This is a genomic window from Kordia sp., from assembly GCF_965224175.1.
Classification (GTDB): domain Bacteria; phylum Bacteroidota; class Bacteroidia; order Flavobacteriales; family Flavobacteriaceae; genus Kordia.
In genome coordinates this window covers 758987-774186 of sequence record NZ_OZ245041.1, presented here as the reverse complement: position 1 = coordinate 774186, position 15200 = coordinate 758987, and the positions used below count along the sequence as shown (strand labels likewise).

Here is a 15200-nt window from a genome sequence, read left to right as displayed (position 1 = left end):
TGAGATAATATGATAGTAGAAACTTAAAAATAAGACAGGTTTAATCTTCCAATACAAAAATAGGTTTCGCAATTTCATTCGTTACAAAATACTCCTGAATCTCTGTACTGTATTTTTCTTTGATGACAATCATATCATATTCAGCTAGATTTTCTTTTATTCCTTGAACTGTTTTTGAAGCTGTTAATGCCTTGAATGTTATAGGTTCACTATTGGTTTGTATTGGCAGTAGTTCGTATTTTAAATGATATAATGTAATATCTTCAATATTATCATAGGTTACAAAAGCAATCTTTTTTATTTTTTCATTCTGTATAAAATCACCAAATTGTTTTCCAACTTTTAATCTGTTTTCAACACTTTCATTTGGAGTTGAATTTAGTAGATTTGAAAAGAACGAACGCGGCAATACCAACATGAAAAAGCATAAAATTGTAATGAGGTAATAAGTATGTCTTTTTTTAGTGTTGTACGCTAATATGCTAAAAAAGAAGAAAAAAGCTAATAATAAGCTTCCCATGTATCTGTAGTAACTTGCCAATTCGCCTGCTTCTTTCTGAGTAATTTCATAAAAAACAAACGCGTAAATAAAGAGTAGTAGTATGGCGTATCCAATTATTGCAAACAACATTGTAATTGCTAATAGTGTAAAGCTGTATTTCTTTGGGAAATATGACAATACGTGCTTTCTATGGTATAACACAATACTTGTCAGCAAAAGAATCATTACAAGTGCACTTATCTTTATGCTTGAAACATCTTCTAAAAATGACAAGTTAATTCCTGTATATTTTTTAATGTCCTTTTGCAGTGTTGCAGGTTTTAAAATGGCGCTTCCAATTTCTTGTTCACCAAAGAAAAAAGCATTGATAAACGAATCGCGAATAGGAAAATAATGATCTGGCGGATTTGTAATATTTTCAAGCGTAATTTGTGAAGTTGTTTTGGAAATTGGTTTTGTATTTTTCATGGAAATAAACACTTTCCAGCTTCCGAAGCATCCAAAAACAATCAAACCTGTCAAAACTAATGGTTTTAATTTTTTGATGGATTGTTCACGAATATTACTCGTAAAGAGATAATTTACACCAATAATTCCCAAACCAATGATACTGAATAAAATTCCAATTGGTTTTGTTAACGTCAACCCTGCTAATGGAATTGCTGCGAGTAACAGTGCTTTCCGTTTATCATTCAACAAAAAGTAAAACGCTAAACCAACGCCCAAAAGCATTGCGATTGTATTATCTGAATATGTGTAGAAAATTGGTGTGCAGAATACTTGATACGCAACAAAAAATACCACGAAAGCTAAAATCAAATTCAAATAATTTCGTTTTCGATTATAGCAAATGATCGGAATAAAAGCTAAGGAAAACACAACATGTGCCGAAATACTAATGCCTTCATGTAAAGTGCCAGAAATTGTTTTATTGAAATAATACTGAATCAAAGTGGTAATTCGCGGATATTCAGGGAAATCTGTGAAATGGAGGCCATACATTTCATTCGTTATCACCAATTCTTTCAGAGCAACTGCCCAAAAGCTAAATTCGTCCCAAGCAGAAAAATAGGAACTTCCGTAAAGTAAAAAGTTTAATCCGAATAGCGCAATGAAAATTCGCAATGGAAATTCAATAAAAACTTCGGTTCGTTGGCTTTTAAAATGATCATATATATAATATCCAAAACTTGCTAAGCCACTTGCAAACAACAAGTATGTGACGATTTGTAGAATATTAAATAATAAAGCAATTGTCAATAAAATTCCAATACTACAAAACACCAAAATAGGAGAGAAGCCAGCATAAACTTTGAATTTACGCTGAATGAAAAGCATACTGCCCAAAAGTGAGCATAATAATAGAATGGTTTTAATAATTAGTAGTACCATACAATTACAAACGTACAATAAAATGTTCTTTTACTTGTTCCTTTCGGAAAAATACAAATCCCCAGAAAAATGTATCAATCGTAACGGTCACTTCTGGACGATTTTTAATGATTTCCCACGCTTCCGTCATTTCTTTGCTCCAGTGAATATCGTCAAAAATAAACACAGAATCATTATGTGCGGTTTCTAATAACTGCTCAAAATACTGTAAAGTCGCTTCCTTTTGATGATTTCCGTCAAAATAAATCAAATCATAGGTATTCCTTGCAAAACTGGTAAGCGATTTTTCAAATGGAGCTACATGAATTTCTATATTTTTAGTATTGTGTTTTTTAAATTGTTTTTGTGCGATTTGAGCCGTTTCAGGACAACCTTCTAAAGTAAAAACTTTGTCTGCTTCTTTCATGGCAATTGTTCCAATTCCTAAAGATGTTCCTAATTCTAAACAGGTTTTAATGTTTAAATAGGAGATGAGTCTCGTTAATAACTGCGCTCTTTTTTTAGTAATTCCTGCATTTTTAGCGATGGCAGAAACTTTTCTTTTATTGGATGAAAAAACTCTGCTTCCTGCTCCAAAATCTTTAACTTCAATTGTTGTGTCATCTTGTAATAAGTCAAAGCGATACTGTTGAAGCGTCTTATATATTTCTTTTGAAGAAGCATCATAAAAACATTTGGTCACCAAATCATACATAAAAGGTGAATGCACGCCATGCTGATTGGTTGATTTTGTCAAAAACCTAAAATATGCTAAGATTTGATACCACATATTTATCCTTCTATTTTTGAAGCTAACTCAAACCAACGCTCTGTTTTTTCTTCCGATTCGTTGATGATTTTCTGTAATTCCGTCGATTTCTCTTGAATTTCTTCCTGTGATAAATCGCCAGAAACAAACTCAGCTTCAATCTTTTCTTTTTCTTCTTCCAAACGCTGAATATCTTTCTCCAAACGTTTGTACTCTTTTTGTTCGTTATAGCTTAATTTATCGCTATCATCCTGTCGCCACGATTTCTTTTCTTTCTTTTCGGTAACTTTCGTTTCTGGCTCAACACTATCTTCATACGCTCTAAAATCTGTGTAGTTTCCAGGGAAATCTTCAATAATTCCTTCACCTCTAAAGACAAATAAGTGATCTACAATTTTGTCCATAAAATAGCGATCATGCGAAACTACTAACAAACAACCAGGGAAATCAAGTAAAAAACTTTCTAAAACATTTAGTGTAACAATGTCTAAATCGTTCGTGGGTTCATCCAGAATTAAAAAGTTTGGATTTTGTATCAAAACAGTACATAAATACAGGCGTTTCAATTCTCCACCAGATAATTTTTCAACAAAATCGTATTGACGTTTTCTATCAAACAAAAATCGTTCAAGCAATTGCGCCGCCGAAATCAAACGCCCTTTTTTTAACGGAATATATTCGCCGTATTCTTTGATAATATCAATAACTTTTTGACCTTCTTTTGGATTGATCCCGCTTTGTGTATAATATCCAAACTTAATGGTATCACCAACAATAACCTTTCCTGCGTCTGGTTTTAAACGTCCAGTAATCATATTCAAAAAGGTAGATTTTCCAGTTCCGTTCTTTCCTATAATTCCAATGCGTTCCCCTTTTTTAAAGACATATTCAAACTTGTCGAGTAATACTTTATCTTGAAATGATTTAGAAATATTATGTAACTCTAGAATTTTACTTCCCATACGTTCCATATTAATTTCTAATTGCACTTCGTGTTCATTTCGACGTTTGTGTGCTTTTTCTTTGATAATGTAGAAATCATCAATTCGAGACTTCGACTTTGTAGTTCGTGCTTTAGGTTGACGACGCATCCAATCGAGTTCTTTTTTGTATAAGTTCTTCGCTTTTTCTACAGAAGCTTGCTCAGATTGAATTCGAGCTTCTTTTTTATCTAAATAATACGAATAGCTTCCTTTATAGTTATATAATTGACCGTTTTCTAACTCTACAATTTCATTACAAACTCGTTCTAAAAAGTAACGATCGTGCGTAACCATAAAAAGAGTAATATTTTCTTTCTTGAAATAATCTTCTAACCATTCAATCATTTCTAAATCTAAATGGTTTGTAGGCTCATCTAAGATTAATAAATCAGGTTTGTTGATTAAAACAGTAGCTAAACCCAATCTTTTTTTCTGTCCACCAGACAGATTACTCACTTTTTGAGATAAATTTTCAAGTTTTAGTTTAAATAGGATTTGTTTGTACTGTGTTTCAAAATCCCAAGCATTATGTAAATCCATTTGCTCAAAAGCTTTCTGATATGTTGTAGTATCATCAGGATTGAGTAGTGCACGCTCATAATTGGCAATAATATCTAAAATTGGATTGTCGGACGCAAAAATGGTTTCTTCTATTGTTAGATTCTCATCCAAATTTTCATTCTGAGATAAAAAAGCAATATGAATGCCTTTTCGGGAGATAATTTGACCGTTATCCGCTTCTTCGCGACCAGTAATGATATTTAATAAAGATGTTTTTCCTGTCCCATTTTTGGCGATAAAAGCTACTTTTTGATCTTTATTGATTCCAAAAGAAATATTATTAAATAATACACGCTCTCCAAAAGACTTTGAGATATTTTCGACAGATAAATAATTCACGTTGCTGATATTTTTTACAAATTAAAAATAAAAAGATCAGATATGTTGCATAGAATTTTATTATTAGTGCGTAAAACTTATATTTGCTTATTAAACAACAGCGTTTATTAATGAATTTGAAAGCCTCAATATCTATTCTAACCATATTCCTTTTGTTATCTTCTTGTGTTTCCAATAAAGACATGACGTATTTTGGAGAAGAAGAAAGTGACAAAGAACTTATAGAACAGTCAATAAAACTCAATGAAAAGCCATACAGAATTCAAGTTGGTGATCTACTTTCTATAAGTATTAAATCTACAGATAAAAAGTTAGTAGCAATGTTTCAACCTGTATCTAACGAAAATGCTACAGGTCTTCAATCGGAGCAAAGCTTGTATTACAATGGCTTTACTGTTAGTAAACATGGAAACATTGAAATCCCGATTTTAGGAAAAATGAACGTACTTGCTTATACGTTGGATGAAGTAGAAGCATCAATTGAAAAGAAATTATTAGATGAGTACTTTCACAAACAAGAAGATTTATTCATTGTTGTAAAACTCGCAGGTTTAAGATTTACAGTTACAGGTGAAGTAAGCAGTACAGGAATTTACACGTTATACCAAGATCGTGTCAATATTATTGAAGCTTTGGCGAGCGCAGGAGATATTACAGATGTTGGAAATAGAAAAGACATATTGATCATTCGTCAATATCCACAAGGACAAAAAATTCATCACATCAACCTAACGAATGTTGAAGCGTTTAATTCTCCTTATTATTATTTACAACCTAATGATATGGTATATGTAAAACCATTGAAGCAAAAATCGTTAGGAACAGGAACTACATTAGTGCAATCGATCACAACAGTTGTTACCGTATTATCTTTGGTAACAAGTGTATTAGTATTGTCTAGAAATTTATAGCAGCATGGAAGAGGAATTTGAAGAATTAAGAGCACAAAATTCTTTTGATATCAAAGCACTTGCTTTTAGAGCGCTTAATTATTGGTATCTGTTTTTGATTACTTTAGGAATCGCTTTTGTAGTAACCTATTTTTACAACAAACAACTAGAGCGTATTTACAGTATTGAAAGTTTAATTTCCATCAAGGAAGAACAAAATCCATTCTTTTCTTCTAGCATGAATCTTACGTTTAATTGGGGCGGCGCTAGTGATAAAGTAGAAACGATAAAAACTACATTAAAATCGAGAGTGCATAATGAAAGTGTGGTTCGTTTGTTACAGTCCTATATTCACTACAAGAAAGATGGACAATACAGATTGGTTGATATTCACACTGATTCACCTTTTATTGTTAGTTTGGACGAAACTACTCCGCAATTGATCAATACGCCAATTAAAATTGTTTTCAAAGACGATAAAAATTATACAGCAAGTATTGATTTTTCTTCGGATGCAATATATAGAGGAATCAACTATAAACTCAATAAAGTTTCTAGTTATTCTCCAGAAAACACCTCTTTTTTAGGTGATTATGTTATGAATCAAGAGGTAAATTCACCATATTTTAAATTTACATTAGTAAAAAGAAGAGATGTAAAGCTTAAAATTGGACAACCATATTATATTTATTTGACGAGTCTTAACTCTGAAATTTCTAAATATAGATCTATTGCTGTCAATCTAAAAGTGCAAGGAGCTTCCATGCTAGTATTGAGTCTTACAGGACCTAACAGAGCAATTTTAGCAGATTATTTAAATGCAACTACAGAAATTTTAAAAGAGAAAAATCTTGAAGAAAAGAATCAATTTGCTACCAATACATTAGAGTTTATTGATAAAATGATCATTGGTGTAGAAGATTCTTTACGAAAAGACGAACAGAAATTAAAACAATATAAACAAGACAATAAAGTATTCAATCCGTCACTAAAAGGAGAAGAAGTATTTTCAAAACTAAATCAATATAGTATTGAGAAAAATGGCTACATGCTAAAGCTTGAATACTATAAACTATTAGAGGATTATCTAACAAATAGTACAGATTTCAGGTCATTGCCAGCGCCAGCTTCTTCAGGAATTGACGACCCAAATATTATCAATAATGTTTCAAAGATTGTACAATTGTCTATAAGACGTGCTAAACTAGGAGAAACCGTTAAAAATGATATCTTCTTCAAAGAAATAGATCAAGATATTGAAGCTACTAAACGTGTATTGCTAGAAAATGTAAAAACAGCGCGTTCTTCCACAAATATTGACATTGCAAATGTGGAAAATAGAACCGCTAGAGCTAATGCAGAGTTTAGAAAACTTCCAGAAGAAGAACAACAATTATTCAATATAGAACGTAGTTACAAGCTAAGTGAAGCTTCATATACATTACTGTTAGAAAAGAAAAACGAAGCTGGAATTGTAAAAGCAGCCAATGTTTCAGACGTTAAAGTAATTGACAGTGCGAAAGATTTAGGACAAGGTTCAATTTTGCCAAATACGCGAAAAAATTATTCAATTGCCTTGTTTATTGGATTGTTACTTCCATTAGCATTTGTGTTCTTGGTAACGATTTTAGACAACAATATCAATACGCCAGATGATATTAAAAACCTTTCGAGTATTCCTATTTTGGGAATTGTGAGTAGAAGTAGAACTGCATCTAACCTGGCAGTATTTGAAAGTCCAAAATCGTCTGTGGCAGAATCTTTTAGAGGAATTCGATCAAGTTTACAATACATTTATAAAAATTTAGCAAAAGACAAAACAAAGACAGTAATGATTACTTCTTCGGTAAGTGGAGAAGGAAAAACATTTTGTTCTATAAACATTGCTTCGGTATTTTCTTTAACAGGAAAAAAAACGGTTTTAGTGGGATTGGATTTACGTAAACCAAAGATTTTTGGTGATTTCAACATCACAAATGAAATTGGAGTCGTCAATTATTTAATCGGTCAAAAAGAAATGGACGAAGTAATTCAAGCTACACAATATAAAAATCTTGATGTAGTTACTTCTGGACCAATTCCGCCAAATCCTTCTGAATTATTGATCAGTCAGGAATTAGAGGAGTTTATAGCCGAACTAAAGCAACGTTACGATTATATTATTTTAGATACGCCACCACTTGGTTTAGTGTCAGATGCATTAGATTTAATTCATCATGCAGATGCTACAATATATATGGTAAGGCAAGATTATTCTAAAAAAGCAATGTTGAATATTATCAACGATAAATACAGAAAAGGAGAAGTTAAAAACATAAGTTTTGTATTCAATGATTATCGCCAAAAAGCAAAATACGGTTATGGTTATGGATACGGTTATGGCTATGGTTACGGCTATGGAAGTTATGGAAATGGATATCACGAAGATACGCCAACTTCCTTGTTGTCAAGAATAACCAACCTTTTCAAAAGAAAATAAAAACTGAAATCCCCAAATATGAAATACACTAATTGTATTTCAGAATAAAGCGATTATGACGATATTAGGAATATCCGCATTTTACCATGATTCTGCTGCCGCTATTGTCCAAGATGGAAGAGTAATAGCAGCTGCGCAAGAAGAACGTTTTACACGAAAAAAACACGATCCAGCATTTCCAACGAATGCAGTAAAATACTGTTTGGAATATGCAGGGAAATCCATAGATGAATTAGATGCGGTTGTCTTTTATGACAAACCTTTATTAAAATTTGAACGTTTACTAGAAACCTATTATGGCTTTTCGCCGAAAGGAGTTGCTTCCTTTATTACAGCAATTCCAGTATGGTTGAAAGAAAAAATGTTTCTAAAAAAACTCATCAAGGACGAATTAAAAGAAATACAACCGTTCAACAAGAAAAAACTTAAGTTGCTATTTCCAGAACATCACTTGTCGCACGCAGCGAGTGCATTTTATCCATCACCATATGAAAAAGCAGCTGTTTTAACGCTAGATGGAGTAGGAGAATGGGCAACAGCTTCCATCAGTATTGGAGAAGGAAAGAATATGACAATGTTGAAAGAATTGCAATTTCCACATTCTGTAGGATTGCTGTATTCTGCATTCACCTATTTCCTAGGATTCAAAGTAAACTCAGGAGAATACAAACTTATGGGATTAGCTCCATACGGAAATCCTGATTCGGAACGAGTGCAAAAATTCAAAGAAATCATCAAAACGAAACTCATCAAAATCAACGATGATGGTTCTATTTGGTTAGATCAAAAATACTTTAATTATGCGGTTGGATTGCGCATGGTATACGATGACAAATGGGAAGCATTATTCGGTTTTCCGAGAAGAGATTCGGAATCAGAATATGAACAACATCATTCAGATTTAGGTTTAGCAATTCAAGATGTCACTGAAGAAATCATTATCAAATTAGCAAAACATGCCAAAGAAATCACAGGAGCTGAATATTTATGCATGGCTGGTGGAGTTGCGTTAAACTGTGTTGCTAACGGAAAGTTACAAAATGAAAATGTATTTAAAGAAATATTCATACAACCTGCAGCAGGAGATGCTGGTGGCGCTTTAGGAGCAGCATTAACGGCTTATCACACATACTTTGAGCAAGAACGTATTGTTGAACCAAATGATGCGATGAGCGGTTCATATTTGGGACCTGAATTTTCAGATTTAGATGTAGAGAATATCAATAGAAAATACAATGCGAAAGCAACACACTTCTCAAAATTTAGCGATTTAACAAAAGAAGTAGCAAAATATATCTCTGAAGGAAATGCAATTGGTTGGATGCAAGGTCGTATGGAATTTGGTCCGCGTGCTTTAGGTCGTAGAAGTATTTTAGGTGATGCGAGAAATCCTGAAATGCAAAAAAAACTCAACCTAAAAATAAAATATAGAGAATCCTTTAGACCATTTGCGCCTTCAGTATTAGCTGAAGATGTAAATGAATTCTTTGACTATAAAGGAATATCACCATACATGTTATTGGTACACAAAGTACATCCAAAAATCAAACATGAAATTCCGGTAAACTATCATGAGTTGCCAATTCGTGAAAAACTTTACGTACAACGTTCGTCATTACCAGCAATTACACATATTGATTTCTCTGGGCGAATTCAAACAGTACACAAAGAAACCAACTCAGAATACTGGGAATTGATCAACGAATTCAAGAAAATTACAGGTGTTGGAGTTGTGGTAAACACAAGTTTTAATGTACGTGGAGAACCAATCGTATGTACGCCCGATGATGCATATCGTTGTTTCATGCGTACGGAAATGGATTACTTAGTAATTGGAAACTATGTGTACAAAAAAGAAGAACAACCAAGTTGGCAAGATACTGACGACTGGAAAGAAGAATTTTTACTAGACTAATACTGTGTGGAAAACAATCAAATATAATCTTATTGTGCTATTAGTACTTTTGGTGCTAATAGAAGCTGTATTGTGGTTTATTCCTGTGGCTGATCCATATGAAAATGCGAAGAAAAACATGTTTTATCCACCAATTGGAAACATGTATATAGAATCGCAATTTGATCCTAATTTGAACTTAGAATTTGCTACAGAAGATGGTTTGTTAGGATTTGAAAACTACAAGGAAACCACAAAATTTACCATAAACAACTATGGTTTTCGCGGAGATGAACTTGTCATGCCGAAACCGAATAATGAATACAGAATCTTTGCTATTGGCGGAAGTTCTACGGAAAGTCTATACATAGATGATGCAGATGTTTGGACACAAGTTTTGCAAGAAAATCTAAATCAGGGAAATGATTCTACGACTGTAAAAGTCTACAACGCAGGTAAATCTGGAGATAACATTCAAGATCATCTAGCAATGTTATCACATAGAATTGTTCATTTACAACCTGATGAAGTAATTGTTTTTTGTGGAATTAATGATGTAACACGCTTAATGCTTGATAAAAATCCACTTAAATTCAATGTAACAAAACAGGAAAGCAAAGAAGTGAGTTTTGGAAAAATGTTAGGTGTATTTCTCTACGAATTTCAAATTCCGAGACGTTTATATTACGCGTTTAAAAGTGAAGAAGAAGCGTTAGAAACCATTGAAATTGAGTCAAATTACAAGAAAAAAGTAAAAAAGACACAAGCGCGACCTGTTGAAAATCAGTTACCTGAAACAGATTATGGTAACTATGCAAATAAATTAAAATCGTTGATAGGTATTTGTCAGGCAAATGATATAAAGCTTATATTTGCGACGCAAGTAGTCACTTGGGATACGGAAGAAGAAGCTTTAAAAAATTGGCATTGGATGACGTCTCGTGGCGGCATTCGATACAATGCTAAAAAACTGCAACAAAAAGTAGATAGCATCAACGCAATTACAGTTGAAGAATCAATGAAATATTCGATTCCAGTTTTCAAAACAGATTCGATAATTTCGAAAACCAGTACATATTTGTACGATGACTGCCATTTTAATCCTGCGGGAAGTAAAAAAATGGGGGACGAATTAGCAACATTTATAAAGACACAAAAGAAATAGATTATGGAATTTTTGAAAGATATGTTCAATTTCTTAAAAGAACGAAAAAAATTCTGGCTATTGCCAATGATTATTGTATTACTACTATTAGGAGTTATTCTAGTATTAGGTGGAGGATCAGCAATTGCACCATTTATATATACTTTATTTTAAGATGAAAGAAGACAATTCAAAAGTAATATTAGTAATGGTTGCTGGGTTTCTAGTATTATCATACATTTTCAATGAAAAAGCAGGCGTAGAATTACGTTACGTAGCTACAGGAATAGGTGTTGCTTCATTTTTTCCACCATTAGAACGTTTGATCGTTTGGATTTGGGAAAAAATCGCATTGATTTTAGGATGGATCAACACAAAAATCATCCTATCTGTAGTGTTCTTCATATTTTTAACGCCATTTGGAATTCTATCGAGATTGTTCTCAAAAAGTAACCTAAAACTCAAGCACGATTCCAACACTACTTTTGTAGAGCGAAATCATACCTACACAAAAAAAGATTTAGAAAATATCTGGTAATCTAAAAATCAATCCGTTTGGACAAGCCCCAAAAAAATAATACATGGTTATTTGAAATATCTTCAAAAAGCAATCTTCTCGATTTCAAATTCAAAGAAATTTGGCAATACAGAGATTTATTGATGCTTTTTGTACGCCGTGATGTAGTTACTCTATACAAACAAACGGTTCTAGGACCTTTATGGTACCTAATTCAGCCATTATTAACTTCTGTAATTTTCACCTTAGTTTTCAATGGAATTGCAGATATTAATACAGGAAATGTAAATGCTTTTTTGTTTAACCTTGCGGGAATTACCATTTGGAATTACTTTGCTGAATGCTTAAAAGCTACATCTGATACATTCAAGAAAAACGAAAACATTTTTGGAAAGGTATATTTTCCAAGAGTGATCATGCCATTATCTATCACGGTTTCTAACTTATTAAAGTTTGGAATACAAGTGCTAATATTTATAGCATTCTACATATATTTTGCTATTCAAGGAGCTGCAGGAACCATTTCAATCTACTTATTACTATTGCCATTAATTGTATTAATTATGGGAATGTTAGGTTTAGGCTTAGGAATGATTATTTCGTCAATGGTGACCAAATATCGCGATTTAACGTTCTTAGTTCAGTTTGGAATTCAATTGCTAATGTATGTTTCTGCGGTGATGTATCCAATGGCAATTGTAACCCAAAAATTACCATCATACGTTTCATGGATTGTAGAGTTCAATCCGTTAGCAAGAGTGATTGAATCATTCCGTTTCATGGTATTCCAAGAAGGAGAATTTTCATTACAATATATATTCATGACCTTGGGAATTTCGGTGATCGTATTTCTATTCGGACTCATCATATTCAATAAAACAGAACGTAATTTCATAGATACGGTATAATGCAGGAGAAAGAAGTCATATTACGTGTAGAAAGCCTATCGAAACAATATCGTTTAGGTGTTATTGGTACGGGAACAATTAGTCATGACTTAAATCGTTGGTGGCATAAAATTCGTGGAAAAGAAGATCCGTATTTACGAATTGGAGAACGAAACAAACGTGCTTCTGTGGGAAAGTCAAACTATGTTTGGGCAATCAAAGACGTGAGTTTTGATGTGCGTAGAGGAGAAGTGTTAGGAATCATTGGAAAAAATGGAGCAGGAAAATCTACCTTGCTAAAAATTCTATCCAAAGTTACGATGCCTACTACAGGAACAATCAAATCAAAAGGAAGAATTGCTTCTTTACTGGAAGTTGGAACAGGATTTCATCCAGAATTAACTGGAAAAGAAAACATCTTCTTAAATGGTGCTATTTTGGGAATGACCAAAGCAGAAATCAAATCAAAATTTGAAGAAATTGTAGAATTTGCAGGTGTTCAAAGATACGTAGAAACGCCAGTAAAACGCTATTCTTCAGGAATGAAAGTACGTTTAGCCTTTGCAGTTGCAGCACATTTAGAACCTGAAATTTTAGTGGTAGATGAAGTCTTAGCGGTTGGAGATGCTGAATTTCAGAAAAAAGCCATTGGAAAAATGCAAGACATTGCCAAAGGTGAAGGAAGAACGGTTTTATTTGTAAGTCATGACATGGACGCCATTCAAAAACTAACACAACGAACGGTAGTGTTAGCAGATGGAGAAGTTTTATTTGATGGTGACACAGACAAAGCGATTCAAGCTTATTTAAATCAAGGATTAGATACAAAACCCTATCATGAATGGGAAAGTATGGAAACGGCTCCTGGAAATGACTTCGGTCGATTAAAAAGTGCAGCGATTCGTGATGAAAAAGGCGAATTATGTAATCGTTTTAGTGTGCGTGATGATATATATGTAGAAGTCTCTTATTGGGATTTAAATACAGAATACAACAATACGGCAATCATTCATGTCGTAAACGAACGCGGACAACGCTTATTTGCTTCCAATGAATTCAACGCGCCAGATTGGCTAGATTTCCACGATAAAAAAACCAAAGGAATCGTAACAGCAACCTGTAAAATTCCACGTCATTTCTTAGCTGAAGGGCAATTTAGTTTGTTAGTTGCTGTTGGAAATTACAACCCAGAAATCATTCACGCAATAGAAGACAACCTATTAAGTTTTGAAGTATTTGATGACACAACAGGTGATGGCGTTCGCGGACTGTACGCTGGAAAATGGCCAGGAATTGTGCGTCCAATGCTGTCATGGAACATAAAAAAACAATCGTTAGACTCAAAATAACCCGAAAATGAATCAAGCCTACATAAAACTTCGAAAAGACATCATTGCGTTGATTGAAGGTGAAAACCTAAAAGTCCTAGATGTTGGTTGTTCTAACGGAATTAACGGAAAATGGTTGCTCGATCAAGGAATGGCGACAGAAGTTATTGGAGTAGAAACACACAAAGAATCTGTGGTAAATGCTAAAAAGAACATTACGAAAGTAATTGAAAAAAGCATTGAAGATGAAGTACTATTGCAAGATTTAAAAAATGAAGGTTTTGATTATATCATTTTGGGTGATGTATTAGAACACTTAATCGATCCTTGGCATGTATTATCGGAACTAGAAAAATCCTTGAAGCCTACGGGCAAAATGATCATTTCGTTGCCTAATGTACAGCATTTAGAAACCATGAAGCACTTAGTGTTTAAAGGAAAATTCCCGTACGAACCAAGTGGTTTGTATGATAAAACACACATGCGCTGGTTTACACTCAAAAACATAGAAGATTTAGTCGATCAAGCGGATATGAAAATTGAAGAATTAACGCGTGTCATGAGATATAGTGCCTATAAAGGCGGATTTCCGATCATTCCAAGAGTCTTCAAGAAATTAGGATTATTCAAAAACTTCTTTACATTTCAATATGTATTTCGCTGTGTAAAAAAATAACATGTTATTTTCTGCTATCATATTATCAAATACCAAAAGTCAATCGATTTTCGACATGACGCTGCAATGTATTGAAAGTATGATAACTGCTGAAAAAGAAAATCCAGCGATTAAATTTGAAGTTTTACTAATAGAAAGTAACAAGCAAATTCACAACTCAAACTATAATTTTCCTGAACACGTAAAAATGATCATTCCTACGGAAGATTTTAACTTCCATAAGTTTTTAAACATAGGAATCAAAGAAGCTACAGGCGATTTTGTAGGTTTGTTTAATAATGATTTAATCTTTCAAAAAAACTGGTTTACAGAAATTTTAAATGTAAAAAAGAAATATCCAAAAGTTCAATCTTTCTGCCCAGTTGACTATGATTCAAAATTTACTCCAAAAAGTTTTTTCGGAGAAGAAACATATCTATTTGGTTACAAAGTTCGTCGTCATATTGTTGGCTGGTGTATCATTGCAGAAAAATCAATGTTTGAAAAAACAGGTTTACTAGATGAGCGTTTTAGCTTTTTCTATGCAGATGATGAATATAGTTTGATGCTGCAAAAATACGGTAAAAAACATGTTGTTGTAGCAAAATCAGAAGTTTCACATTTAGAAAGTAAAGTTTCTAAAGAACTAGAAAAAAAGAAAAGTGCCTTTTTTGATGATGTAGAAATTCCTGAAAAAGACATTCCAAAATATATATACACAGCGCAAAATCGCTGGATGCTAGATCGTAAAAAACTATTGCAAGGACATATCATCTTTCATAAAAAATGGGGAAGTCCAAAAAAGATTGCCATAAAATCAAAAATTGGACGTACTTTCATTGCAAATGGACTTGGTTTTCTAAACAAATACTTCATGTAGC

13 protein-coding genes are annotated in these 15200 nt (G+C 33.0%); 10 read left to right on the top strand and 3 right to left on the bottom strand.

Annotation, left to right across the window (positions count from 1 at the left end; translation table 11 throughout):
- Positions 1–40: 40 nt before the first annotated feature.
- Genes ACOQOS_RS03640 through ACOQOS_RS03630 form a run of 3 tightly spaced genes read right to left on the bottom strand, consistent with a single transcriptional unit; the run spans position 41 to position 4525 of the window.
- Complete coding sequence (locus ACOQOS_RS03640; RefSeq protein ID WP_420573604.1) at positions 41–1840, bottom strand: hypothetical protein; 1800 nt, start codon at positions 1838–1840, stop codon at positions 41–43.
- A 58-nt stretch (positions 1841–1898) separates the two neighbouring features.
- A complete protein-coding gene (locus ACOQOS_RS03635) occupies positions 1899–2663 on the bottom strand; it encodes an O-methyltransferase (RefSeq protein WP_420573603.1) in 765 nt (254 codons plus the stop codon).
- Between the two features lie 2 nt (positions 2664–2665).
- Complete coding sequence (locus tag ACOQOS_RS03630) at positions 2666–4525, bottom strand: ABC-F family ATP-binding cassette domain-containing protein (protein WP_420573602.1); 1860 nt, start codon at positions 4523–4525, stop codon at positions 2666–2668.
- A 110-nt stretch (positions 4526–4635) separates the two neighbouring features.
- On the opposite strand from ACOQOS_RS03630, the gene ACOQOS_RS03625 reads away from it, so the two are divergent.
- Genes ACOQOS_RS03625 through ACOQOS_RS03580 form a run of 10 tightly spaced genes read left to right on the top strand, consistent with a single transcriptional unit; the run spans position 4636 to position 15199 of the window.
- Complete coding sequence (locus ACOQOS_RS03625; RefSeq protein ID WP_420573601.1) at positions 4636–5436, top strand: polysaccharide biosynthesis/export family protein; 801 nt, start codon at positions 4636–4638, stop codon at positions 5434–5436.
- Between the two features lie 4 nt (positions 5437–5440).
- A complete protein-coding gene (locus ACOQOS_RS03620) occupies positions 5441–7894 on the top strand; it encodes a polysaccharide biosynthesis tyrosine autokinase (protein WP_420573600.1) in 2454 nt (817 codons plus the stop codon).
- A 55-nt stretch (positions 7895–7949) separates the two neighbouring features.
- Positions 7950–9809: a carbamoyltransferase gene (locus tag ACOQOS_RS03615; RefSeq protein ID WP_420573599.1), complete on the top strand. Its 1860-nt coding sequence runs from the start codon at positions 7950–7952 to the stop codon at positions 9807–9809.
- A gap of 34 nt (positions 9810–9843) precedes the next feature.
- A complete protein-coding gene (locus ACOQOS_RS03610) occupies positions 9844–10953 on the top strand; it encodes an SGNH/GDSL hydrolase family protein (RefSeq protein ID WP_420573598.1) in 1110 nt (369 codons plus the stop codon).
- Between the two features lie 3 nt (positions 10954–10956).
- Positions 10957–11106: a DUF5989 family protein gene (locus ACOQOS_RS03605; protein ID WP_164484240.1), complete on the top strand. Its 150-nt coding sequence runs from the start codon at positions 10957–10959 to the stop codon at positions 11104–11106.
- Position 11107: 1 nt separating this feature from the next.
- Positions 11108–11470 carry a hypothetical protein gene (locus tag ACOQOS_RS03600; RefSeq protein ID WP_420573597.1) on the top strand — a complete coding sequence of 121 codons (363 nt, stop codon included), beginning with the start codon at positions 11108–11110 and terminating at the stop codon, positions 11468–11470.
- A gap of 17 nt (positions 11471–11487) precedes the next feature.
- Entirely contained in the window at positions 11488–12357 is an 870-nt protein-coding gene (locus ACOQOS_RS03595) for an ABC transporter permease (protein ID WP_420573596.1), read from the top strand.
- On the top strand, positions 12357–13685 hold the full coding sequence (locus tag ACOQOS_RS03590) for an ABC transporter ATP-binding protein (protein ID WP_420573595.1): 1329 nt from the start codon (positions 12357–12359) through the stop codon (positions 13683–13685). Before ACOQOS_RS03595 ends, ACOQOS_RS03590 begins: the two co-directional genes overlap by 1 nt.
- Positions 13686–13692: 7 nt before the next feature.
- Positions 13693–14340 (top strand): class I SAM-dependent methyltransferase, encoded by a 648-nt coding sequence (locus ACOQOS_RS03585; RefSeq protein WP_420573594.1) that lies wholly within the window; start codon positions 13693–13695, stop codon positions 14338–14340.
- Position 14341: 1 nt separating this feature from the next.
- On the top strand, positions 14342–15199 hold the full coding sequence (locus tag ACOQOS_RS03580) for a glycosyltransferase family 2 protein (RefSeq protein ID WP_420573593.1): 858 nt from the start codon (positions 14342–14344) through the stop codon (positions 15197–15199).
- Position 15200 lies beyond the last annotated feature (1 nt).